Origin of the sequence: Staphylococcus sp. 2S1, from assembly GCF_046721335.1 — a bacterium.
GTDB lineage: Bacteria > Bacillota > Bacilli > Staphylococcales > Staphylococcaceae > Staphylococcus > Staphylococcus equorum_A.
Window position 1 is genome coordinate 2,549,507 of record NZ_JBEUUJ010000003.1, and the last position, 22,417, is coordinate 2,571,923.

A 22,417-nucleotide genomic window follows, 5' to 3' on the forward strand; every position below is an offset into this window, starting at 1 on the left:
CGATAACATAAGATTGATTTTAAACAATACTATGTTACCAACTTAGTCTTATTTTTAATTAATTATAAAACTCTTGATAAAAAGTTTTTCGTTCTTTCATGTTGTTGGTGGTCAAAGACTTCTTCTGGTGTCCCAGACTCGACGATGACACCATCAGCCATAAATACTACTTTATCACTTACATCTCTAGCAAAGTGCATTTCATGGGTTACAACTACCATTGTCATACCCTCTTTAGCTAGATCCTTCATAACTTTCAATACGTCTCCTACAACCTCTGGATCTAGAGCTGATGTAGGTTCATCAAACAATAGAACTTCAGGGTTCATTGCTAATGCTCTAGCAATTGCTACCCTTTGCTTTTGACCGCCAGATAATTGTGCTTGGATATGCATCAGCTTTATCCTCTAAACCCACTTTTTCTAATAACAACTGGGCCTCTTTTTTCAAGTCATTTTGATTCCCTTTTTTTAATAAACTAGGAGCTAAAATAACGTTATCTATTACTTTTTTATGCGGAAATAAATTGAAATTTTGAAATACCATTCCCATTTGTTGACGCAATTTTTCTAATTCTGTATCTTTACTCGTTAAATTATTATCTTTAAATATAACTTCGCCACTTGTTGGCGTCTCTAGTAGATTCATGCAACGCAGTAAGGTACTTTTCCCACTACCTGAAGGACCTATGATAGCTACAACTTCGCCTTGGTTTACAGTAAAATCAATGCCTTTTAAAACTTCATTTTTACCAAATGACTTGTATAAATTTTTAATATTAATCACTAACTTTCAATCTCCCTTCAAAGAAATACATAATTCTAGATAATGTAAATGTGAGAATAAAATACAGTATAGCTGCTATGATCAATGGTGTGAACGGATCAAATGAAGCACCTTGAACTACTTGTGCATTAAACATAATTTCACTAACACCGATTACAGATACTATAGAAGATTCTTTAATCACTGTTACAAACTCATTACCTAAAGCAGGCAAAATATTTTTAATCGCTTGTGGTAATACAACTGATTTCATAGTCTGACCATAAGATAATCCTAAACTACGTGCGGCTTCAGTTTGTCCTTTGTCTACTGCATTTATACCGGCTCTAATAATTTCAGCAATATATGCAGAACAGTTAATTACAAGCGCGATCATACCACAAATTAATGCGGAGATATTTAAACCTAATACTGCAGTTGTGCCGAAATAAACTAAAAATACTTGCACGAGCAATGGTGTGCCCCTTAAGAATTCAATATAAGCCGAAGCTAACCATCTTAAAACTCTAACTTTACTTAGTTTTAATAATGCAATAAATGCGCCAAACACTGCCCCTAGCACTACTCCCACAATTGAAATGAGTATCGTATTTTTAATACCTTTTATAAAGAAGTTTCCATATTTAGTAAAGAAATTTCCTTCATCCTTTTTCATCGCTTCTGCAGCTGATGCTTTATAATCTGCTAGTAAACCTTTATCTTCAACATCTTTAATAGTAGCATTAAGTCTTTCCATTAATTCAGGGGAATTTTTAGGTACTGCAATTGCTGTTTGTTTCGTACCTTCATTAAATTGCACGTCATCTGCAAATGCTAAATCTTCATTTTGTTTCAAGTAAGCTTCTGCAACTGGTCCTTCAATAACCATCCCGTTGATTTTGCCACTCTTCAATGACATGATTACTTCAGGCACTCTCGTTAAAGATTGTATTTGTGCATTTTCAATTTCTGTTTGTGCAATTTTTTCTTGTTGTGTTTGTTTTTGTACACCAATTTTTTGATTAGCAAAATCATCTATATTTTGAAATCTATCTGCTTCAGACTTTTTAACGATCATTTTTTGTTCAACCGTCATATATGGATTTGAAAAATCTACCTCTTTTTCACGTTCAGGTGTTGGTGTCATTCCAGAAATGATTAAATCGATTTTCCCAGTTTTAATTGCTCCTAACAAACTATCAAATTGCATATTAACAATTTTTAGCTTTACATCATTGTCCTTTGCAATTTTCTTTGCCAAATCAATATCAATACCGGCATATTCAGATTTACCATTCACATTATGTTCAAACTCATAAGGTGCATAATCTGCAGATAAACCCACTCTCAATTCTCCACGTTCCTTAATTTTATCCCATTGGTCTTCTTCTGCTGCCTGAGCATCAGGATTTATGTATGTAATTATGGCGCTAATAAATATAATAAAGACCATAAATAGTTTAATAATGTGTTTCATCTTGGTTAGCCCCTCTCTATATAATTAATTATTATACATAATAACGTAATATTATTCAATAACTTTTTATATAAAAGCTATGTATAAGAGAGGTTTTTTTCTAAAAATTACAAAATATGCATTATTTATGTATAAAAAAAGACCTAATAAATATTAGGTCTCTTAAGATTACTGTTTAGGAATTTCAAAACTGTATATTTCATCAGTATATCTACCAATGAATTTTTTACATAACTCATGAACAAAAAATGCCGCAACAAAAGGAATAATGAAATAACCAAAAATTAACAATATGATATTCATTGTTGGATCTCCAGACATACGGTTAAAGGCATTAATTGGTCCTACAAGTCCTGTATAACCAAAACCAGCTGACATCGGTGTACCTTCAATCCCAATAAAGTAAGCAATCAAGCCACCTATAATACCATTAATTGTTAAAGGTATCGCGATAATTAAATGTCTGAAATAGACAGGTATCATCATCTTAGCCGCACCAATAATTAATACTAAATTCACACCAAGCACCATTAACTCTGATTGATCCAAATAAGAATGTAACACAAGCCGCAACAATTCCCATATTGGCCGCACCACTACCTAGTCCAGATAGGCTAATTGCTGTTGCAATAGCTACAACCGATATTGGCGTTACCATCGGCAACGAATAAGTCACACATATTAATACTGACATCAATAATGGATTGAGTTCAGTAAATGAATGCACTACGTGGCCTAAACCTTTTGTAACATTAGATACATAGCCTAATGTATATAGACCAATAATTCCACTTACTACAGGAATAATAACTGGTAACAAGATCATTTCTAATGAACCTAATTTATTTTGTAATATTAAAAATAAAAAGCAAGCAATAATTACAACTAAAATAGTATTAATAATATCACCAATACCATTTAGTATAAATCCATCAGGAGTAATTTTAACAGCTCCACTACCTAACATAGCAGAAACACCTATCATCGTAGCACCTGCACCATTAAATTTAAATTGGTGCGCGACTAATACACCTATAATAAAAGCCATAAATGATTGAATCATAACTACTAATTGATATATTGTTTCTAATAACTCATTACCTTCTTTAAAAAACTTTAATAGTTCACCTAATAATGCATTAGGTATTAACGCAATAACTACCCCTGCGCCAACAGCTTGTAAGATATTACCAAAAAATTGCTTTCCATTTGGTTTAGTTGTTTTAGTTTTGGTTGTTTTAGTTTTAACCATTGAATTTTCCTCCAAATATAACATTAGACTAATAATATTATACTTTACCAAAAACTACAATATTTACTTTGATTATATTAATATTGCATACATAGTTTTATAAAGTGATATTTAGCAATTAAGTAAAATAATTAAAGGCATTAGCAGTTAATTAAGTTTAAACATAAAAAAGCAACCCCATCTTATGAGATTGCTTAACATGTACATCTAAGTACGTTATATATACCGGCGGTCGGGATCGAACCGACACTCCAAATCAATGGAACGGGATTTTGAGTCCCGCGCGTCTGCCAATTCCGCCACGCCGGCCCAATTAAATAAATAAAAAACTCCCAGTGTGGAAGTATCGATGGAGCGGAAGATAGGACTTACACCTATACCTCATTCCGGGAAGGAACGTGTTCTAAAAGTTGAACTACTCCCGCATGCAAATAATATTAAATATGGAGCGGAAGATAGGACTTACACCTATACCTCGTTCCGGGAAGGAACGTATTCTAAGAATTGAACTACTCCCGCATGGGATATAAATTAATATGGAGCGGAAGATAGGATTTACACCTATACCTCGTTCCGGGAAGGAACGTGTTCTAAGAGTTGAACTACTCCCGCATGGGATATAAATTAATATGGAGCGGAAGATAGGACTTACACCTATACCTCGTTCCGGGAAGGAACGTGTTCTAAGAATTGAACTACTCCCGCATATTGATGGAGGCGGCAACCGGATTTGAACCGGTGATAGAGGTTTTGCAGACCTCTGCCTTACCACTTGGCTATGCCGCCAATAAAAACTGGGCTAGCCGGATTCGAACCAACGAGTGACGGAGTCAAAGTCCGTTGCCTTACCGCTTGGCTATAGCCCAAAAATACAAAGGGCGGATGGTGGGGATCGAACCCACGAGTGTCGGAACCACAATCCGATGTGTTAACCACTTCACCACAACCGCCATGGCGGGGGCAGTAGGAATCGAACCCACATCAAAGGTTTTGGAGACCTGTATTCTACCGTTGAAATATGCCCCTATTAAATTAAAGTTATATGGTGGAGGGGGGCAGATTCGAACTGCCGAACCCGAAGGAGCGGATTTACAGTCCGCCGCGTTTAGCCACTTCGCTACCCCTCCCGAAAGATGGTGCCGGCCAGAGGACTTGAACCCCCAACCTACTGATTACAAGTCAGTTGCTCTACCAGTTGAGCTAGGCCGGCTTGCATTAAAATGATTCAGGACAGAGTCGAACTGCCGACACATGGAGCTTCAATCCATTGCTCTACCAACTGAGCTACTGAACCATAACAATAATGGCGGTCCCGATGGGATTCGAACCCACGATCTCCTGCGTGACAGGCAGGCGTGTTAACCGCTACACTACGGGACCTAAAATAAAAAATTGCGGGAGGCGGATTTGAACCACCGACCTTCGGGTTATGAGCCCGACGAGCTACCGCCGCTCCATCCCGCGGTAATAATATTAATGGCGGAGGAAGAGGGATTCGAACCCCCGCGGGCCGTTAAGCCCCTGTCGGTTTTCAAGACCGATCCCTTCAGCCGGGCTTGGGTATTCCTCCAAAAATATTAGGTAAATAAATTATATTCAATTATTATAAAAATGGCGGAGGAAGAGGGATTCGAACCCCCGCGAGCCGTTAAGCTCCTGTCGGTTTTCAAGACCGATCCCTTCAGCCGAACTTGGGTATTCCTCCAAAAAATTATATGGACCTTGCAGGATTCGAACCTGCGACCGAACGGTTATGAGCCGTTAGCTCTAACCAACTGAGCTAAAGGTCCTAAATATAATTTACAACTAATAATTAGTGGCGGTGGAGGGGATCGAACCCCCGACCTCACGGGTATGAACCGTACGCTCTAGCCAGCTGAGCTACGCCGCCGTTGTAATTTAGATTGCATTTAAATATATGGTGGAGACTAGCGGGATCGAACCGCTGACCTCCCGCGTGCAAAGCGGGCGCTCTCCCATCTGAGCTAAGCCCCCATATTATTTTAAGGATATCGGGAAGACAGGATTCGAACCTGCGACCCCTTGGTCCCAAACCAAGTGCTCTACCAAGCTGAGCTACTTCCCGTAAAATAGTGCGCCCGACAGGGGTCGAACCTGTAACCTCTTGATTCGTAGTCAAGTACTCTATCCAGTTGAGCTACGGGCGCATAATTCTATTTTCATGGGATAATGCCGAGAACCGGAATCGAACCGGTACGGTGATCTCTCACCGCAGGATTTTAAGTCCTGTGCGTCTGCCAGTTCCGCCACCCCGGCAAAATAATGGAGCAGAAGACGGGATTCGAACCCGCGACCCCGACCTTGGCAAGGTCGTATTCTACCGCTGAACTACTTCTGCATATGCGGGTGAAGGGAGTCGAACCCCCACGCCGTGAGGCGCTAGATCCTAAGTCTAGTGCGTCTGCCAGTTCCGCCACACCCGCGATATTAAAATAATGGTGAGCCATAGTGGGCTCGAACCACTGACCCTCTGATTAAAAGTCAGATGCTCTACCAACTGAGCTAATGGCTCAAAACATGGTGCCGGCCAGAGGACTTGAACCCCCAACCTACTGATTACAAGTCAGTTGCTCTACCAGTTGAGCTAGGCCGGCTATTAAAAAATAAATGGTGGAGGATGACGGGTTCGAACCGCCGACCCTCTGCTTGTAAGGCAGATGCTCTCCCGACTGAGCTAATCCTCCGTATAAAATTGCCTGGCAACGTCCTACTCTTGCGGAACGTAAGTCCGACTACCATCGGCGCTAAGGAGCTTAACTACTGTGTTCGGCATGGGAACAGGTGTGACCTCCTTGCCATTGTCACCAGACAATGAACTGTATAAAAATTATACATTCAAAACTAGATAGTAAGTAAAATTTGATAATGCCAAACAAAACACTTTTTAAATTTGATTAAGTCTTCGATCGATTAGTATTCGTCAGCTCCACATATCGCTATGCTTCCACCTCGAACCTATTAACCTCATCATCTTTGAGGGATCTTATAACCGAAGTTGGGAAATCTCATCTTGAGGGGGGCTTCATGCTTAGATGCTTTCAGCACTTATCCCGTCCATACATAGCTACCCGCCGATGCCGTTGGCACGACAACTGGTACACCAGAGGTATGTCCATCCCGGTCCTCTCGTACTAAGGACAGCTCCTCTCAAATTTCCTGCGCCCACGACGGATAGGGACCGAACTGTCTCACGACGTTCTGAACCCGGCTCGCGTACCGCTTTAATGGGCGAACAGCCCAACCCTTGGGACCGACTACAGCCCCAGGATGCGATGAGCCGACATCGAGGTGCCAAACCTCCCCGTCGATGTGAACTCTTGGGGGAGATAAGCCTGTTATCCCCGGGGTAGCTTTTATCCGTTGAGCGATGGCCCTTCCATGCGGAACCACCGGATCACTAAGTCCGTCTTTCGACCCTGCTCGACTTGTAAGTCTCGCAGTCAAGCTTCCTTATGCCTTTACACTCTATGAATGATTTCCAACCATTCTGAGGAAACCTTTGAGCGCCTCCGTTACTCTTTAGGAGGCGACCGCCCCAGTCAAACTGTCCATCTGACACTGTCTCCCACCATGATAAATGGTGCGGGTTAGAAATCCAACACAGCAAGGGTAGTATCCCACCAACGCCTCGACGTAAGCCGGCGCTCACGTTTCAAAGGCTCCTACCTATCCTGTACAAGTTGTACCGAATTTCAATATCAGACTACAGTAAAGCTCCACGGGGTCTTTCCGTCCTGTCGCGGGTAACCTCGCATCTTCACAGGTACTATGATTTCACCGAGTCTCTCGTTGAGACAGTGCCCAAATCGTTACGCCTTTCGTGCGGGTCGGAACTTACCCGACAAGGAATTTCGCTACCTTAGGACCGTTATAGTTACGGCCGCCGTTTACTGGGGCTTCGATTCGTAGCTTCGCCGAAGCTAACCACTCCTCTTAACCTTCCGAGCACCGGGCAGGCGTCAGCCCCTATACATCACCTTACGGTTTAGCAGAGACCTGTGTTTTTGATAAACAGTCGCTTGGGCCTATTCACTGCGGCTCTCCTGGGCGTTAACCCTAAAGAGCACCCCTTCTCCCGAAGTTACGGGGTCATTTTGCCGAGTTCCTTAACGAGAGTTCGCTCGCTCACCTTAGAATTCTCATCTTGACTACCTGTGTCGGTTTGCGGTACGGGCACCAAAATTCTAGCTAGAGGCTTTTCTTGGCAGTGTGAAATCAACGACTCGAGGAAACAATTTCCTCTCCCCATCACAACTTGACCTTAAGAGTGCCGGATTTGCCTAACACTCAGTCTCATTGCTTGGACGTACAATCCAATAGTACGCTTCGCCTATCCTACTGCGTCCCCCCATCGCTTAAAACGAAATTTGGTGGTACAGGAATATCAACCTGTTATCCATCGCCTACGCCTATCGGCCTCAGCTTAGGACCCGACTAACCCAGAGCGGACGAGCCTTCCTCTGGAAACCTTAGTCAATCGGTGGACGGGATTCTCACCCGTCTTTCGCTACTCACACCGGCATTCTCACTTCTAAGCGCTCCACATGTCCTTGCGATCATGCTTCAACGCCCTTAGAACGCTCTCCTACCACTGTCCTTACGGACAATCCACAGCTTCGGTAATATGTTTAGCCCCGGTACATTTTCGGCGCAGTGTCACTCGACTAGTGAGCTATTACGCACTCTTTAAATGATGGCTGCTTCTAAGCCAACATACTAGTTGTCTGGGCAACGCCACATCCTTTTCCACTTAACATATATTTTGGGACCTTAGCCGGTGGTCTGGGCTGTTTCCCTTTCGAACACGGACCTTATCACCCGCGTTCTAACTCCTAAGATAAAATTGATTGGCATTCGGAGTTTGTCTGAATTCGGTAACCCGATAAGGGCCCCTCGTCCAAACAGTGCTCTACCTCCAATAATCATTACTTAAGGCTAGCCCTAAAGCTATTTCGGAGAGAACCAGCTATCTCCAGGTTCGATTGGAATTTCTCCGCTACCCACAACTCATCCGCTCACTTTTCAACGTAAGTCGGTTCGGCCCTCCATTCAGTGTTACCTGAACTTCAGCCTGGTCATGGGTAGATCACCTGGTTTCGGGTCTACGACCAAATACTCAACGCCCTATTCAGACTCGCTTTCGCTACGGCTCCACATTAACTGCTTAACCTTGCATCAAATCGTAACTCGCCGGTTCATTCTACAAAAGGCACGCCATCACCCATTAACGGGCTCTGACTACTTGTAAGCACACGGTTTCAAGTTCTATTTCACTCCCCTTCCGGGGTACTTTTCACCTTTCCCTCACGGTACTGGTTCACTATCGGTCACTAGAGAGTATTTAGCCTTGGGAGATGGTCCTCCCGGATTCCGACGGAATTTCTCGTGTTCCGTCGTACTCAGGATCCACTCAAGAGTGAACAAACTTTCGACTACAGGATTATTACCTTCTTTGATTCATCTTTCCAGATGATTCGTCTAATTTGTTCTTTTGTAACTCCGTATAGAGTGTCCTACAACCCCAACAAGCAAGCTCGTTGGTTTGGGCTCTTCCCGTTTCGCTCGCCGCTACTCAGGGAATCGATTTTTCTTTCTCTTCCTGCGGGTACTAAGATGTTTCAGTTCCCCGCGTCTGCCTTCAGATATGCTATGTATTCACATATCGATAACACGACATAACTCGTGTTGGGTTTCCCCATTCGGAAATCTCTGGATCAAAGCTTACTTACAGCTCCCCAAAGCATATCGTCGTTAGTAACGTCCTTCGTAGGCTTCTAGTGCCAAGGCATCCACCGTGCGCCCTTAATAACTTAATCTTTTCGACTTTCAACACGAAAAAAATCGGTTGAAGACCTAAAATGTTATTAATCTGTGAGTGTTCTTTCGAACACTAGCGATTATTTCTATTTTTTTGAATTCAAGCTTTTTAAAACTCTAATTCACTCGGTTTTGCTTGGTAAAATCATAAATTTTACTTACATATCTAGTTTTCAATGTACAAATTAAATTCTTTATGGTGGAGACTAGCGGGATCGAACCGCTGACCTCCTGCGTGCAAAGCAGGCGCTCTCCCATCTGAGCTAAGCCCCCATAGTGCTTATAAAATTCTAAATGGTGGGCCTAAGTGGACTCGAACCACCGACCTCACGCTTATCAGGCGTGCGCTCTAACCAGCTGAGCTATAGGCCCATTTCGATGTTGAATACTCGTAATGAGCATTCAAAACTGAATGCAATATGTCAATGTCATTCCTCTTCATCTTCTCAAGGAAGATGTTCCGAATATATCCTTAGAAAGGAGGTGATCCGAGCCGCACCTTCCGATACGGCTACCTTGTTACGACTTCACCCCAATCATTTGTCCCACCTTCGACGGCTAGCTCCATAAATGGTTACTCCACCGGCTTCGGGTGTTACAAACTCTCGTGGTGTGACGGGCGGTGTGTACAAGACCCGGGAACGTATTCACCGTAGCATGCTGATCTACGATTACTAGCGATTCCGGCTTCATGTAGTCGAGTTGCAGACTACAATCCGAACTGAGAACAACTTTATGGGATTTGCATGACCTCGCGGTTTAGCTGCCCTTTGTATTGTCCATTGTAGCACGTGTGTAGCCCAAATCATAAGGGGCATGATGATTTGACGTCATCCCCACCTTCCTCCGGTTTGTCACCGGCAGTCAACCTAGAGTGCCCAACTAAATGCCGGCAACTAAGTTTAAGGGTTGCGCTCGTTGCGGGACTTAACCCAACATCTCACGACACGAGCTGACGACAACCATGCACCACCTGTCACTTTGTCCCCCGAAGGGGAAGGCTCTATCTCTAGAGTTTTCAAAGGATGTCAAGATTTGGTAAGGTTCTTCGCGTTGCTTCGAATTAAACCACATGCTCCACCGCTTGTGCGGGTCCCCGTCAATTCCTTTGAGTTTCAACCTTGCGGTCGTACTCCCCAGGCGGAGTGCTTAATGCGTTAGCCGCAGCACTAAGGGGCGGAAACCCCCTAACACTTAGCACTCATCGTTTACGGCGTGGACTACCAGGGTATCTAATCCTGTTTGATCCCCACGCTTTCGCACATCAGCGTCAGTTACAGACCAGAAAGTCGCCTTCGCCACTGGTGTTCCTCCATATCTCTGCGCATTTCACCGCTACACATGGAATTCCACTTTCCTCTTCTGTACTCAAGTTTCCCAGTTTCCAATGACCCTCCACGGTTGAGCCGTGGGCTTTCACATCAGACTTAAGAAACCGCCTACGCGCGCTTTACGCCCAATAATTCCGGATAACGCTTGCCACCTACGTATTACCGCGGCTGCTGGCACGTAGTTAGCCGTGGCTTTCTGATTAGGTACCGTCAAGATGCGCACAGTTACTTACGCATTTGTTCTTCCCTAATAACAGAGTTTTACGATCCGAAAACCTTCATCACTCACGCGGCGTTGCTCCGTCAGACTTTCGTCCATTGCGGAAGATTCCCTACTGCTGCCTCCCGTAGGAGTCTGGACCGTGTCTCAGTTCCAGTGTGGCCGATCACCCTCTCAGGTCGGCTACGTATCGTTGCCTTGGTAAGCCGTTACCTTACCAACTAGCTAATACGGCGCGGGTCCATCTATAAGTGATAGCAAAACCATCTTTTACTTTAGAACCATGCGGTTCCAAATGTTATCCGGCATTAGCTCCGGTTTCCCGAAGTTATTCCAGTCTTATAGGTAGGTTACCCACGTGTTACTCACCCGTCCGCCGCTAACTTCAAAGGAGCAAGCTCCTTATCCGTTCGCTCGACTTGCATGTATTAGGCACGCCGCCGGCGTTCATCCTGAGCCAGGATCAAACTCTCCATAAATGAATTATGATGTTTGATTAGCTCATAAAATACTAATTTGTGTGTTATCTCTAACACGTTTGAACCAACAATTTAATGTTGCGTTCGGAATTAACGTTGACATATTGCAATTCAGTTTTCAATGTTCATTACTGCTTTAATGCGTTACAAGAAATAATTATAACATTAAGTTTTTGTTAAGTCAATAATAAATTTCTTTTTTTATTTATTAAGTTTGTTGCGTTTTTTAACTCAACATTTAATATTGTATATCCTTTCAACTAATTTAACAAGTGTCAAATTTACACTTTGTAAAAACTTCGTTGAATCGATTGTTTTGCTACGTGTCTTGTTTCGACGACTTTTTTATAATATCAAGTTTATTCACAACCGTCAATCATTTTCAGCAATCTTTTTAGTTAAATTTTACCTTTGTGATGTCTATTTATTGTTTTTATGTATTAAACGTTAGTTTAGTGTAAATATATCGGCATACATCTTAACTTAATGAGTTGTCTTACCTTCTATTATATATAGTAGGAACTAGGATGCTTATCAAACAGTAATACCGCCACTATCGCATAAACTCATCTTTTCTAGTTTAGTATCATTCAACATATTCAATATAAAGAAGTAAGAACAAAGAAAAAGGAAAACTCATTTGTTTTAAAAATGAGTTTTCCCTTTTCTTATATCATTAGTATTACAAGATATTAGATAATGTTTTCTTTCTTCTATTGACTGTTTCTTTTATCTTGGCAGTCTTTGCATAACCCATATATTTCCATACGGTGATGCGTTACATTAAAGTCTGTTACGTGCTTGCGCTAATTGTTCTACTTCATCAAGTTGTGGATAATGGAAATCCACTATTTTTCCACAATTATCACAGATAACGTGATAATGATTATGTGTACTGAAGTCAAAACGGCTCGAAGAATCTCCGTATGGTAATTCTTTTACTATACCAATATCTTTAAAGACACGTAAATTATTATATATTGTAGCAACACTTATATTTGGAAAATCAGGTGAAAGTGCTTGATAAATCTCATCGGCTGTAGGATGTGTCTCTGAAGCAATTAAAAATTTCAATATTGCTTGTCGTTGAGGCGTTATTCTAATACCGTTATTTCTTAAAGACGCAATTGAATGTTCTAGTTGATGTTCAACTGTTTCCATCTACTGCACTCATTTCACTCACCATCTTTCTATTTAAGAATAATTATTACTTAATATAAATATAACTGTTTGATGTGTGAAATGTCAATCTTCATTACTTAAAAGTCTTTAATAGCCTTGTTTAGGATCTACTTCATTCTCAATTAAATCTTCCTTATTGAGAAAATGATTGAGATTTTTAATAAATATATCCGTAACCTCGCTCATATTTTCTTTACCATTACCTGTGATATGAGCAGTAATAGTAATATTATCTAATGAATATAGTTCATTACTTGGATTTAAAGGCTCTTTTTCGAACACGTCTATATATGCGTGTCTAATTTGCTTTTCTTTTAAAGCTTCAATTAACACACTCTCATCAACAATTGTCCCTCTACCTACATTTATAAACAATGCTGTTTCATTCATTAACTCAAAATGCGCTTTTGTTATGAGATGTATAGTCTGCTCAGTTTCAGGCAGTGTGTTAACAATTATGTCCGCTTCGGTTAAAGCATTAGAAAGTTCATTTAATGCAAAGGTCTTACTAAACCCCTCTACTGAATGACCATTTGTATTGATACCAATAATTTTCATGTTCATTGCATTTGCAATATTAGCCGTATATTGAGCGATACTTCCTGTACCTAGAAATAGAATCGTTTCCCCACTCACTCTTGAGCCCGTAAGTTTTGAATCATAATATCTATTTTGTTGATTAATATAGGAAGTTCTCATTTTTTTATAGTCATCAAGTATATAAGCTATAATAAATTCTGACATTTGCTTTGCATGTATACCTTTACCATTTGTAAGTAATATATTTTGTTTATCAATATAATCTAAAGGTAAACTATTCACACCTGTTGAATACCATGCCATCCATTTAAGGTTCGGACAATTTTCTAAAAACGATTGATTAAGTTTACCATCATAACCGAATATTATATCTAAATCTTTTTTATCTTGTTCTTCTATTTCAGAAACACCCTTTGTAAATACAAAATCGACAGTAGGATATGCTTCTATTAATTTAGATTCTAAATCTCCCATTCTTTTTAAACTGACAGACTTTCATCTATGTTCACCCCAAGATTTCTTTTAGTTCATCCATTTGTGTTTTAACTTTAACTTTTTCGATTACATCTATTATAATACCATCTTCATCAATAACAAATGTAGTTCTTACAATCCCCATCGATTCTTTACCAAATGATTTCTTCAATTGATAGACGCCCACTTCTTCTGACAACTCATAATTCTCGTCCACTAATAAGTCAAAATTTAAATCTAGTTTTTGGCTGAAATTTTCGTGTTTCTTTTTAGTATCTCCACTAATACCATATACTTTGGCATTTAAATCATTAAAGATTGCTAAATTATCTCTAAAATCACATGCTTCAGTAGTACATGTAGGTGTATTATCTCTTGGATAAAAGTAAAGTACAGCTTTACTTCCTTTTATAGATTCATTAGAAATAAACTCCCCTTTTTGATTTTCTAGTTTAAATGATGGAAATTGATCGCCTTTTCTTAACATTTAACTCACCCTATTCCTTTTTATTCTTAATTTTATGATACGATAATAGACGAAATTATTAAATTAAAAGAGGTTGATATGTATGAAATTTACTGAAAGTGAAAAACTTCAAAAATTATCTAACGAGTATATTCTAGGGGGAGTCAATTCACCTTCTCGCTCATATAAGGCGGTTGGCGGTGGCGCACCAGTTATGATGCGCTCTGGTCAGGGCGCATATTTGTTTGATGTAGATGGAAACAAGTACATTGATTATTTACAGGCTTATGGCCCTATTATTACTGGTCATGCACATCCACATATTACTAAAGCAATTCAAGAACAGGTCGCACAAGGTGTATTGTATGGTACGCCTACAGAACTAGAAATTGAATTTGCTAAAAAATTACGTGAAGCTATGCCTTCATTAGAAAAGATTAGGTTTGTTAATTCGGGTACAGAATCAGTTATGACTACAATCCGTGTCGCCCGTGCTTATACTAAAAGAACTAAAATCATCAAATTTGCTGGTCAGTATCACGGTCACTCTGATTTAGTTTTAGTTGCTCGCTGGTAGTGGGCCTTCTCAACTAGGTTCACCTGATTCTGCTTGGTGTTCCTGAAAGTGTCGCTCAAGAAGTCATCACAGTTCCTTTCAATGATATTGGTGCTTATAAGGAAGCTATTGATTATTGGGGAGAAGATATTGCTCGCCGTATTAGTAGAACCTATTGTGGGTAATTTTGGCATGGTTAAACCTAAACCTGGTTTCTTAGAACAAGTAAACGAACTTACCCATAATAATGGAAGCTTAGTTATATATGATGAAGTCATTACAGCATTCCGTTTCCATTACGGTGGCGCACAAGATCTTTATAATGTATATCCTGATTTAACAGCCTTCGGTAAAATTGTTGGTGGTGGTTTACCTATAGGGGGATATGGAGGAAAGCAAGATATTATGGAACAAGTAGCACCTTTAGGTCCTGCATACCAAGCCGGCACTATGGCGGGCAACCCACTATCCATGAAAGCCGGCATTGCACTTCTAGAAGTATTAGAGCAAGATGGCGTTTATGAAAAATTAGATGTATTAGGTAAACGTTTAGAGGATGGTTTACTTTCATTAATTAAAAAACATAACATTACTGCTACAGTAAATAGAGTATATGGTGCCCTAACATTATATTTTACAGATGAAACAGTAGAAAATTATGCTCAGGCTGAAAATACTGATGGAGACGCATTTGCTAAATTCTTTAAATTAATGCTAAACCAAGGTATTAATCTTGCGCCTTCTAAATTTGAAGCTTGGTTTTTAACTACTGAACATACAGACGAAGACATTGATGCAACATTAAAAGCGGTAGATTATGCATTTAGTCAAATGGTATAAACTTGAATTTTACACCCAATCGTTGTATAACAAGTATAAACATTATTTTATTAAATATATTAAGGAGCGGTACATTTGAAATTAGGAGCCCGTATTCTCAAAACAGGTATCGCAATTATACTTGCTTTGTTTATCGCTTCTCTATTACCTGATGAAGCTGGTTTAAAAGCCATTGCCGCAGTCAGTGCTGTCATTGCAATGCAACCAAGTGTTTTTCGTTCAATAAAAACAATTGGGGAACGAGCAATAGGTAACCTTGTTGGTGCTGTTTTAGCAGTAGTGATGGTTACGATATTTGGAAATAATATTGTAATCATGGGTGTTACAGTAATTTTATTAATTGCAATCCTGTTTCGTTTCAAATTGGAACATGTTGCTACGCTAGCAAGTATAACTGCTTTAATTATTATGGGACAACATACTGGTAACTTTTATGTTTCTGCCTTTTATAGATTTGTACTTGTTATGGTTGGTGTGCTTAGTTCTTCAGCAGTAAACCTTTTATTTCTACCACCTAAATTTGAATCTAAAATTTACTATAATTCATTAAATATCTGTTCTGATATTTTTGTATGGTTTAAATTAGTTTTAAATGACACCTCTGAGTATCATCATATTAAAGAAGATAGAGGGTTAATTGTTACCCGTATTGATAAACTCGAAGAAACTTTGGGTTATTATTCAGAAGAAAAACCATGGACTAAAAAGCAACTGTATGCACAAAATAGGAAAAAAATTCTTTTTAAAGAATTAGTCCGTAGTACTCGGCGAGCGTATGAAGTGTTGAGAAAAATGAATCGTTATCAAAATGATCTTCATAATTTAAATAACGAATTACTTTTGCAGATTAAATTAGAGATAGACACATTGATTGCATATCACGAACAAATCTTCATCAGTCTTTCAAAAAAGGCACGGTATGATGTAGATCAACTTGATAGTCAGATTTCAAACCCACAGAAAAAAGATTTGATGGATGCATTTCAAAAAGAAATCATTCAAAATCCTTATCAATCAATGTACTCATATACGAATATTATGCAAATTATTTCAGCAATCGAAGAATATCGTTATATTTTAGAACATTTAGATAGACTGCGTATTAGTTTCTTCACGTACCATCGAAATGATAATGAAATTGATATACTAGAAGAAGACTTCGATTTATAAATAAAATACCCTTTGAGCTTAATTTTCATCTGCTCAAAGGGTATTTTTAAATTTCTTATAATAGTTGTAATCAAAATAGTAGCATAATCGTTTAAGATAAAAGCGCACTCGGTATACGTTAAAATGCCCAATGCGCTTTTAAATATTTACTGACTATAAATTTTGAATACTATATAGGTGTTCATATGCACCTTTTTTAGCTAATAATGCTGAATGTGAACCACTTTCAACAATTTCACCATTTTCTACAACAACAATTTTATCAGCATGTGTGATAGTAGATAATCTATGTGCAACAATAAGTGTTGTACGATTTGCACTTAATACACTCAAGGCATCTTGAATAATAGATTCACTTTCTAAATCAAGCGCGCTCGTCGCCTCATCTAATATAATAATTGGTGGATTATTTAGGAAGATGCGGGCAATAGAAACACGTTGTTTTTGTCCACCAGAGAGTTTAACCCCTCTTTCGCCCACTTCTGTATCGTAACCTTTAGATAGTTCCATTATAAAATCATGCGCATTGGCCATTTTAGCGACGTTAATAACTTCTTCATCTGAAGCATCTGGTTTACCTAATAATATATTTTCTTTAATCGTATCCGAGAATAATATATTATCTTGTTGAACTAAGCCAATTTGTCTTCTCAAGCTACCTGTTAAATATGACTTGATATTTGTACCATCAATTTTTATTTCGCCTTCGGTAACATCATAGAACCTAGGTATTAAATTGATTAAAGTAGATTTTCCTCCACCACTCATACCAACAAATGCCACAGTCTCACCTTGATTAATTTCTAAATTAATATCTTTAAGGATATTTGCTTCATTTTGATCATATTTAAAATTAACATTATTTAATTCGATGTGTCCTTGTTTTATTTCTATTGGCAATGCACCTTTTTTGTTTTTGATGTCGTAATCCTCATCTAAAAGTTGGAATACACGGTCCATTGACGCAAAACTTTGTGTCAATGTCGTAAATGAGGAAACTAATCTACGTAGAGGACCAAATAGTTGTTCAAGATAGCCCACGAAAGCAGCTAAAGTACCTACTGTTATCGATCCATTGATTGCTAAGAATGCACCTGTACCAATAACGATTAAAGGTCCAATATCTGTAACCGTATTAATTGCTGAGAATGAATAAGCATTCCAACGTGTATGATTAAACGCTCTTTGTAAGAAATTTTGGTTATGTTTATCAAAGTTCCCTGCTTCATTATCTTCAATTGCAAAACTTTTTATAACTGACATCCCTTGTACACGTTCATGTAAGAACCCTTGTACTTCTGCCAATGCTTGTGATCTCTTTCTTGTTAAACTTCTCAAACGACCAAAGAAGAAATACACAGTTAAAATATATACAGGGAATATAATAATTGCGACTAAAGTTAACTTAACATCTAAGAAAAACATAATAGTCAATGCAATAATAATAGTTATACAGTCGAGCCATATATTCATTAAACCAGTTAATATAAAGTCTTTAGTTTGCTCAACATCATTAATAACCCTTGAAATAACCTGCCCTGCTTGGTTATTCGCATAAAATCTTGAACTCAAAGCTTGCAAATGATGATAAAGCTTTTTACGTATGTCATATAAAATTTTGTTACTTGTCCACTGTGCTAGATATTGTCTTAAAAACTCAATTGGTGGTCTTACTATCACAAAGATAAACGCCGCTATACCCATTGCAACTAATAATTTTGTGATTTTTTCTTCTACTGTTATAGCACCATTATTGATAATATCATCAATGACATATTTAATTAATAATGGAATCAGCATAGGAATACCAAATTTTAGAATACCTACAAGTATAGTGGCAATGATTCGCCATTTATATGGTCGAACAAATTGTAAATATCTGCGAATCATAAAACGATTCCTCCCCACACTATATTTGCAAATGAAACAGCCTATGTTGATGGTCCAACTAGGCTGCTAATTTATGCATTATCTAAAGTTGTTTGACAATTTCATTTGCGAATACGAATATTTTATAGCAAACTTATTTTTTCTTGTTTGTATTGTTCACATTCATATCACTATAAATGATAATTAAATTAAAAACATTAAATCTGCTTAATAATTTCTAACTTTTTTGTATCGTTCTCGCCAAACTTTAATGAAGTCTGGAGCAAATGGACCTTTCTTCTGTTCAATCCATTGCTGTAAAATATCTACATTTCTTCTTAAAATAACGTCGATATCAGGTGAATAATTCATTTGTCTCATATGCTTGCTCGTATTCATCTTCGTCTAGTAAATGATATTTACCGTTTGGATATACTTTAATATCTAAATCATAATCGATATATTTTAAAGCTTCTTCATCACAAACAAATGGTGAAGATAAATTACAATAATAATAAACGCCATCTTCTCTAAACATACATATCACGTTAAACCAATATTCAGAATGAAAATATACAATTGCAGGCTCTCTCGTAATCCATGTACGACTATCACTTTCTGTGACGAGCGTATGATCATTCCCACCAATAACAACATCTTCCGTACCTTTTAATATAGTAGTTTCAGACCAAACACGATGAATATTACCATCATGTTTATAACTTTGAATCTTAATTGTCTGACCTTCTTTAGGTATGGATTCTTTTACCATGCTCCACACCACCTTTTCTTAATTTCACATATAGAATTATAACATAACTCAAGATACAACACCGAATCTAACAATGTTTAGTTATGAAATTATATATTTTTGTCATACTTACAGGAAAATTAAAGTCTTCTTTTTCTGTTAACTGCATCCACACCATATTCTCTGGTAAGGTGATGTCATCTTTATGCACATTTTCTTGAGTCATAAATACCTCAATATCCCACGTGATATGTGTAAATTGATGTTTTAATTTAAATGCGGGCGCTTGATCAAATGTCGCTTGTGTCCCCAATACTGAGTTAATATGCTTATCTTCCTCTGCTTCATACATTGGAAATTCCCACATATTATTTAATAACTTTTGTGTACGTTTTTCAATTAAATAAGCATCATCTTCATTTTTAAGTAGATAAACATGTTGTTTTATATGTTTCTTTTTAATTTTTGTTGTTTTTACAGGTAATGATTGAACTGTACCTTTTTCAAATGCTTCACAATGATCTTGAACCGGACAGAATAAACACAACGGGGATTTCGGTGTACAAATCAATGCACCTAGTTCCATCATTGCTTGGTTAAATGTACCTGCATCTTGCTCAACGTATGGTTGTAATTCATTCTCAAATGCTTTACGTGTTGATTGCAATTTCGTATCTCTCTCATCATTGTTTAGTCGAGACCATACTCTAAAGACGTTCCCGTCCACAGTTGCTAAGGGTTTGTCGAAAGCAATACTCATAACTGTCGCTTGTGTATAAGGACCTACGCCTTTTAGTTTTCCAAATGTTTCCGGTTCGTCTGGCACGACACCGTGGTGACTGTCATGTACTTCTTTTATTGCAGTGTGAAAATTACGTGCCCTACTATAATAGCCTAAGCCTTCCCAATATTTGAGCACTTCATCTTCATGTGCTTGACTTAACTCAGAAATAGTTGGAAAGCGATGGATGAATCTATGATAATAATCTATAACGGTTTTAACTTGAGTTTGTTGTAACATCACTTCACTCAACCATATATAATATGGATTAGAGGTTTCTCTCCAAGGCATTTCACGTTGATGTTCGTCAAACCATGTAACGAGATTATTCTTGAATTTTGACTCATTAAACATTTTACACATCTCTTTCTATTAGTAATTCTTAAAAATTTCAAAATAAATTTTAGTATGTTATTTTTATTATTTATGATATTAGATTATAATGAATATATATTATTGACATGAAACGAGTTGAATACTTATGGATACAGGCACACACATTGTCATGGGTATCGGATTAACAGCATTAGCTACTCAAGACCCGGCAATGGCAGGATCATTTGTAGCCACAGCTACCACATTAGTAGTTGGCTCTTTAATACCTGATGGCGACACTGTTTTTAAATTAAAAGATAACGCTACCTATATATCAAATCATAGAGGTATCACACATTCAATACCCTTTACGATATTATGGCCTTTATTAATTACTTTATTAATTTTTACATTTTTCAAAAACGTTGATATAACACATGTTTGGCTATGGGCTCAGCTTGCAGTATTTCTACATGTGTTTGTAGATATTTTCAATTCTTATGGTACACAAGCGCTAAGGCCTATTACTAACAAATGGATACAACTCAGTGTAATTAATACGTTTGATCCAATTATATTTGTCTTGTGGTGTATTGGAATACTGCTTTGGTTAGTTGGGATTCATCCATATCTTGTGTTTTTCCCAATTATCGCTATTCTTGTAATATATTATATCATTCGCTTTAGAATGCAAGCTGTGATTAAAGAACAAGCTCTAAAACAAATTCAACAAGAACATAATCCAGTAAAAGTATTTGTTGCTCCAACAATTCGCTTCATGCAATGGCGTGTTGCAATACAAACTGAAGAACATGATTATGTGGGACGTAGTTTTGGTAGAAACATTGTATTTAGTGACAAATCAAAACGTCATCCATTTCCAAGTGATGATTTAATGCAATATGTCGAGGGTGATAAAAATATTAAAACATTCCTTAACTTCTCAACAATTTATCGTTGGGAAGCTAGAAAGTTAGATGATGAAACAACCGAAATCAGATTAATTGATTTACGTTATTTAAAAAATGGACATTATTCTTTTGTAGCTATTGCCCATTTAGACGATGAAATGAATATCGACCATTCATATATCGGTCGGGTCTTTAGCGAAGATAAATTACAGAAAAAATTATTTGCAAAATAACGCGTTTTTAAAATTTAATACCTCTAAATACAATAAGAACTGGAAAGGTTCGTTATCAATCAACGAACCTTTCCAGTTCTTTTATTACGTTTAGTTTAATTAATAGTGAATAATCTTTATTTATTTTCGCTTAAATCATCTGCTTCATTCGTATTTTCATCTTTATCTGTATCTGAATGAGCAACGATTGTTTCATCCGGCACTGCGTATAAATATTTTCTGTGTGCCATTATTCGATATTTAGCAAAAATAACTACACAAAGTATTGCTAAAAACAATATATAATACAAATGATATGGTATATTATTTAAACTTAAAGCACCCGACACGACAGATTGTGAAATACCTTCAATAAGGTAATATAGTGGATTTAACATTAATATATGCGATACCAGTGACGTATTACTTGTTGGTATAAAGAGTATTGAAACAATAAAAAACATTACTAATGAAATCACGTAAAACATGCCGTTAATTTTGCGACGAACAATAGCTGAAAGACCTAATATTGTCGATATGAGTATCATGAATAGCATCGACATTACTACATAATAAAACGTAGAAGTTATAGAACTTTCAATATTAACAGGTGTAGCATATATCATAATAACTAAAGTTATAAACATTGTTATACTCGTAATGATTGCTATAACAACATTTTGAAATATTGGGTTCAAGTTAAATAACTTACTAGTAAAGTAATCAATTTTATAAGTGTTATAGCTTCGATAAACAGCAATCCAAATATAAGCAAAAGTTGTTAATCCTGCTAATCTAAAATAGGCACGAGCTTGAATTAGTTCTTCGGTGCCATTTATTTTAAATATTAGCATTAATAAGAATAGCAATGCCAAGCTTGATAAAAAGGGTATAACAAGCCACACCCATTGTGATTTTAATCGATGATATGCTTGTTTGCTAAGATATGGCATGTTTTTAAAAAAACTAATTATACTATCAATCATTC

Annotated in this window: 10 protein-coding genes, 28 tRNA genes, 3 rRNA genes and 4 pseudogenes; 4 read left to right on the forward strand and 41 right to left on the reverse strand. The window is 37.7% G+C overall.

The annotated features are described in order from the left end of the window. Positions 1–62: 62 nt before the first annotated feature. The 37 genes and pseudogenes from ABLV90_RS13260 to ABLV90_RS13440 all read right to left on the reverse strand — a co-directional run bounded on the left by ABLV90_RS13260 (position 63) and on the right by ABLV90_RS13440 (position 14,045). Positions 63–786: pseudogene (locus tag ABLV90_RS13260) on the reverse strand (amino acid ABC transporter ATP-binding protein). Further along, entirely contained in the window at positions 779–2,242 is a 1,464-nt protein-coding gene (locus ABLV90_RS13265) for an ABC transporter substrate-binding protein/permease (RefSeq protein ID WP_046466316.1), read from the reverse strand. Before ABLV90_RS13265 ends, ABLV90_RS13260 begins: the two are co-directional and overlap by 8 nt. A gap of 168 nt (positions 2,243–2,410) precedes the next feature. Next, positions 2,411–3,494: pseudogene (locus ABLV90_RS13270) on the reverse strand (PTS transporter subunit IIC). Between the two features lie 223 nt (positions 3,495–3,717). Next, a tRNA-Leu gene (locus ABLV90_RS13275) sits at positions 3,718–3,803 on the reverse strand. Positions 3,804–3,844: 41 nt separating this feature from the next. Beyond that, positions 3,845–3,919, reverse strand: a tRNA-Gly gene (locus tag ABLV90_RS13280). Between the two features lie 19 nt (positions 3,920–3,938). Further along, positions 3,939–4,013: transfer RNA gene (locus tag ABLV90_RS13285), tRNA-Gly, on the reverse strand. A gap of 18 nt (positions 4,014–4,031) precedes the next feature. Further along, positions 4,032–4,106, reverse strand: a tRNA-Gly gene (locus tag ABLV90_RS13290). Between the two features lie 18 nt (positions 4,107–4,124). Continuing rightward, positions 4,125–4,199: transfer RNA gene (locus tag ABLV90_RS13295), tRNA-Gly, on the reverse strand. A gap of 7 nt (positions 4,200–4,206) precedes the next feature. Further along, positions 4,207–4,280 (reverse strand) — tRNA-Cys (locus ABLV90_RS13300). Between the two features lie 8 nt (positions 4,281–4,288). Beyond that, positions 4,289–4,360, reverse strand: a tRNA-Gln gene (locus tag ABLV90_RS13305). 11 nt (positions 4,361–4,371) lie between these two features. Further along, positions 4,372–4,444, reverse strand: a tRNA-His gene (locus ABLV90_RS13310). A 93-nt stretch (positions 4,445–4,537) separates the two neighbouring features. Next, positions 4,538–4,621: transfer RNA gene (locus ABLV90_RS13315), tRNA-Tyr, on the reverse strand. Positions 4,622–4,628: 7 nt separating this feature from the next. After that, a tRNA-Thr gene (locus ABLV90_RS13320) sits at positions 4,629–4,704 on the reverse strand. A gap of 11 nt (positions 4,705–4,715) precedes the next feature. Continuing rightward, positions 4,716–4,788, reverse strand: a tRNA-Phe gene (locus ABLV90_RS13325). 10 nt (positions 4,789–4,798) lie between these two features. Then, positions 4,799–4,874, reverse strand: a tRNA-Asp gene (locus tag ABLV90_RS13330). A gap of 12 nt (positions 4,875–4,886) precedes the next feature. Next, positions 4,887–4,958: transfer RNA gene (locus ABLV90_RS13335), tRNA-Met, on the reverse strand. 13 nt (positions 4,959–4,971) lie between these two features. Next, positions 4,972–5,064: transfer RNA gene (locus tag ABLV90_RS13340), tRNA-Ser, on the reverse strand. A 42-nt stretch (positions 5,065–5,106) separates the two neighbouring features. Continuing rightward, positions 5,107–5,199 (reverse strand) — tRNA-Ser (locus ABLV90_RS13345). An 11-nt stretch (positions 5,200–5,210) separates the two neighbouring features. Next, a tRNA-Ile gene (locus ABLV90_RS13350) sits at positions 5,211–5,284 on the reverse strand. A gap of 27 nt (positions 5,285–5,311) precedes the next feature. Continuing rightward, positions 5,312–5,385 (reverse strand) — tRNA-Met (locus ABLV90_RS13355). Positions 5,386–5,413: 28 nt separating this feature from the next. Beyond that, positions 5,414–5,489 (reverse strand) — tRNA-Ala (locus ABLV90_RS13360). 17 nt (positions 5,490–5,506) lie between these two features. Further along, a tRNA-Pro gene (locus ABLV90_RS13365) sits at positions 5,507–5,580 on the reverse strand. An 8-nt stretch (positions 5,581–5,588) separates the two neighbouring features. After that, positions 5,589–5,662 (reverse strand) — tRNA-Arg (locus ABLV90_RS13370). A gap of 23 nt (positions 5,663–5,685) precedes the next feature. Next, a tRNA-Leu gene (locus ABLV90_RS13375) sits at positions 5,686–5,771 on the reverse strand. Between the two features lie 7 nt (positions 5,772–5,778). Beyond that, positions 5,779–5,853: transfer RNA gene (locus ABLV90_RS13380), tRNA-Gly, on the reverse strand. Positions 5,854–5,856: 3 nt separating this feature from the next. After that, positions 5,857–5,938, reverse strand: a tRNA-Leu gene (locus ABLV90_RS13385). A gap of 13 nt (positions 5,939–5,951) precedes the next feature. Next, a tRNA-Lys gene (locus ABLV90_RS13390) sits at positions 5,952–6,027 on the reverse strand. Between the two features lie 6 nt (positions 6,028–6,033). After that, positions 6,034–6,109: transfer RNA gene (locus ABLV90_RS13395), tRNA-Thr, on the reverse strand. A 14-nt stretch (positions 6,110–6,123) separates the two neighbouring features. Then, positions 6,124–6,199: transfer RNA gene (locus tag ABLV90_RS13400), tRNA-Val, on the reverse strand. Positions 6,200–6,209: 10 nt separating this feature from the next. Continuing rightward, positions 6,210–6,324, reverse strand: a 5S ribosomal RNA gene (gene rrf, locus ABLV90_RS13405). Positions 6,325–6,405: 81 nt separating this feature from the next. Then, positions 6,406–9,331, reverse strand: a 23S ribosomal RNA gene (locus tag ABLV90_RS13410). Between the two features lie 198 nt (positions 9,332–9,529). Next, positions 9,530–9,605, reverse strand: a tRNA-Ala gene (locus ABLV90_RS13415). Positions 9,606–9,627: 22 nt separating this feature from the next. After that, positions 9,628–9,704 (reverse strand) — tRNA-Ile (locus ABLV90_RS13420). Between the two features lie 104 nt (positions 9,705–9,808). Further along, positions 9,809–11,362, reverse strand: a 16S ribosomal RNA gene (locus ABLV90_RS13425). The 16S, 23S and 5S rRNA genes sit together here with 28 tRNA genes alongside, the layout of an rRNA operon. 713 nt (positions 11,363–12,075) lie before the next feature. Continuing rightward, a pseudogene (perR, locus tag ABLV90_RS13430) lies at positions 12,076–12,523 on the reverse strand (peroxide-responsive transcriptional repressor PerR). Between the two features lie 108 nt (positions 12,524–12,631). Next, positions 12,632–13,558, reverse strand: coding sequence for a phosphoglycerate dehydrogenase (locus ABLV90_RS13435; RefSeq protein ID WP_460872760.1), 927 nt, complete (start codon positions 13,556–13,558; stop codon positions 12,632–12,634). 31 nt (positions 13,559–13,589) lie between these two features. Beyond that, positions 13,590–14,045 carry a peroxiredoxin gene (locus ABLV90_RS13440; RefSeq protein WP_285324051.1) on the reverse strand — a complete coding sequence of 152 codons (456 nt, stop codon included), beginning with the start codon at positions 14,043–14,045 and terminating at the stop codon, positions 13,590–13,592. 82 nt (positions 14,046–14,127) lie between these two features. Between ABLV90_RS13440 and ABLV90_RS13445 the strand changes: the two genes are divergently transcribed. The 3 genes from ABLV90_RS13445 to ABLV90_RS13455 all read left to right on the forward strand — a co-directional run bounded on the left by ABLV90_RS13445 (position 14,128) and on the right by ABLV90_RS13455 (position 16,590). Further along, positions 14,128–14,601, forward strand: a complete 474-nt coding sequence (locus tag ABLV90_RS13445; RefSeq protein WP_460872761.1) for an aminotransferase class III-fold pyridoxal phosphate-dependent enzyme — start codon at positions 14,128–14,130, stop codon at positions 14,599–14,601. Positions 14,602–14,730: 129 nt separating this feature from the next. Continuing rightward, the gene (locus ABLV90_RS13450) at positions 14,731–15,420 is read left to right on the forward strand and encodes an aminotransferase class III-fold pyridoxal phosphate-dependent enzyme (protein ID WP_460872762.1); all 690 of its coding nucleotides are present in this window, start codon (positions 14,731–14,733) and stop codon (positions 15,418–15,420) included. A gap of 75 nt (positions 15,421–15,495) precedes the next feature. Continuing rightward, entirely contained in the window at positions 15,496–16,590 is a 1,095-nt protein-coding gene (locus tag ABLV90_RS13455) for an FUSC family protein (RefSeq protein WP_002512520.1), read from the forward strand. 153 nt (positions 16,591–16,743) lie between these two features. Here ABLV90_RS13455 and ABLV90_RS13460 read toward each other — a convergent pair whose 3' ends face one another. The 3 genes and pseudogenes from ABLV90_RS13460 to mutY all read right to left on the reverse strand — a co-directional run bounded on the left by ABLV90_RS13460 (position 16,744) and on the right by mutY (position 20,345). Continuing rightward, complete coding sequence (locus tag ABLV90_RS13460) at positions 16,744–18,480, reverse strand: ABC transporter ATP-binding protein (protein WP_460872763.1); 1,737 nt, start codon at positions 18,478–18,480, stop codon at positions 16,744–16,746. A 207-nt stretch (positions 18,481–18,687) separates the two neighbouring features. Further along, a pseudogene (locus tag ABLV90_RS13465) lies at positions 18,688–19,231 on the reverse strand (DUF402 domain-containing protein). A 67-nt stretch (positions 19,232–19,298) separates the two neighbouring features. Then, positions 19,299–20,345, reverse strand: a complete 1,047-nt coding sequence (gene mutY, locus ABLV90_RS13470) for an A/G-specific adenine glycosylase (protein ID WP_460872764.1) — start codon at positions 20,343–20,345, stop codon at positions 19,299–19,301. A 127-nt stretch (positions 20,346–20,472) separates the two neighbouring features. Here mutY and ABLV90_RS13475 point away from each other — a divergent pair, with 127 nt between their 5' ends. Further along, positions 20,473–21,450, forward strand: coding sequence for a metal-dependent hydrolase (locus tag ABLV90_RS13475; protein WP_460872765.1), 978 nt, complete (start codon positions 20,473–20,475; stop codon positions 21,448–21,450). 116 nt (positions 21,451–21,566) lie between these two features. Here the strand turns inward: ABLV90_RS13475 and ABLV90_RS13480 are convergent, their stop codons facing one another. Then, a complete protein-coding gene (locus ABLV90_RS13480; protein ID WP_460872766.1) occupies positions 21,567–22,415 on the reverse strand; it encodes a sugar ABC transporter permease in 849 nt (282 codons plus the stop codon). Positions 22,416–22,417: the final 2 nt, after the last annotated feature.

Bases quoted from the DNA above. Each gene is read 5' to 3' on its own strand.
- ABLV90_RS13265 (WP_046466316.1), bottom strand. From the start codon at position 2,242: ATGAAACACATTATTAAACTATTTATGGTCTTTATTATATTTATTAGC.
- ABLV90_RS13435 (WP_460872760.1), bottom strand. From the start codon at position 13,558: ATGGGAGATTTAGAATCTAAATTAATAGAAGCATATCCTACTGTCGAT.
- ABLV90_RS13440 (WP_285324051.1), bottom strand. From the start codon at position 14,045: ATGTTAAGAAAAGGCGATCAATTTCCATCATTTAAACTAGAAAATCAA.
- ABLV90_RS13445 (WP_460872761.1), top strand. From the start codon at position 14,128: ATGAAATTTACTGAAAGTGAAAAACTTCAAAAATTATCTAACGAGTAT.
- ABLV90_RS13460 (WP_460872763.1), bottom strand. From the start codon at position 18,480: ATGATTCGCAGATATTTACAATTTGTTCGACCATATAAATGGCGAATC.
- mutY (WP_460872764.1), bottom strand. From the start codon at position 20,345: ATGTTTAATGAGTCAAAATTCAAGAATAATCTCGTTACATGGTTTGAC.
- ABLV90_RS13475 (WP_460872765.1), top strand. From the start codon at position 20,473: ATGGATACAGGCACACACATTGTCATGGGTATCGGATTAACAGCATTA.
- ABLV90_RS13480 (WP_460872766.1), bottom strand. From the start codon at position 22,415: ATGATTGATAGTATAATTAGTTTTTTTAAAAACATGCCATATCTTAGC.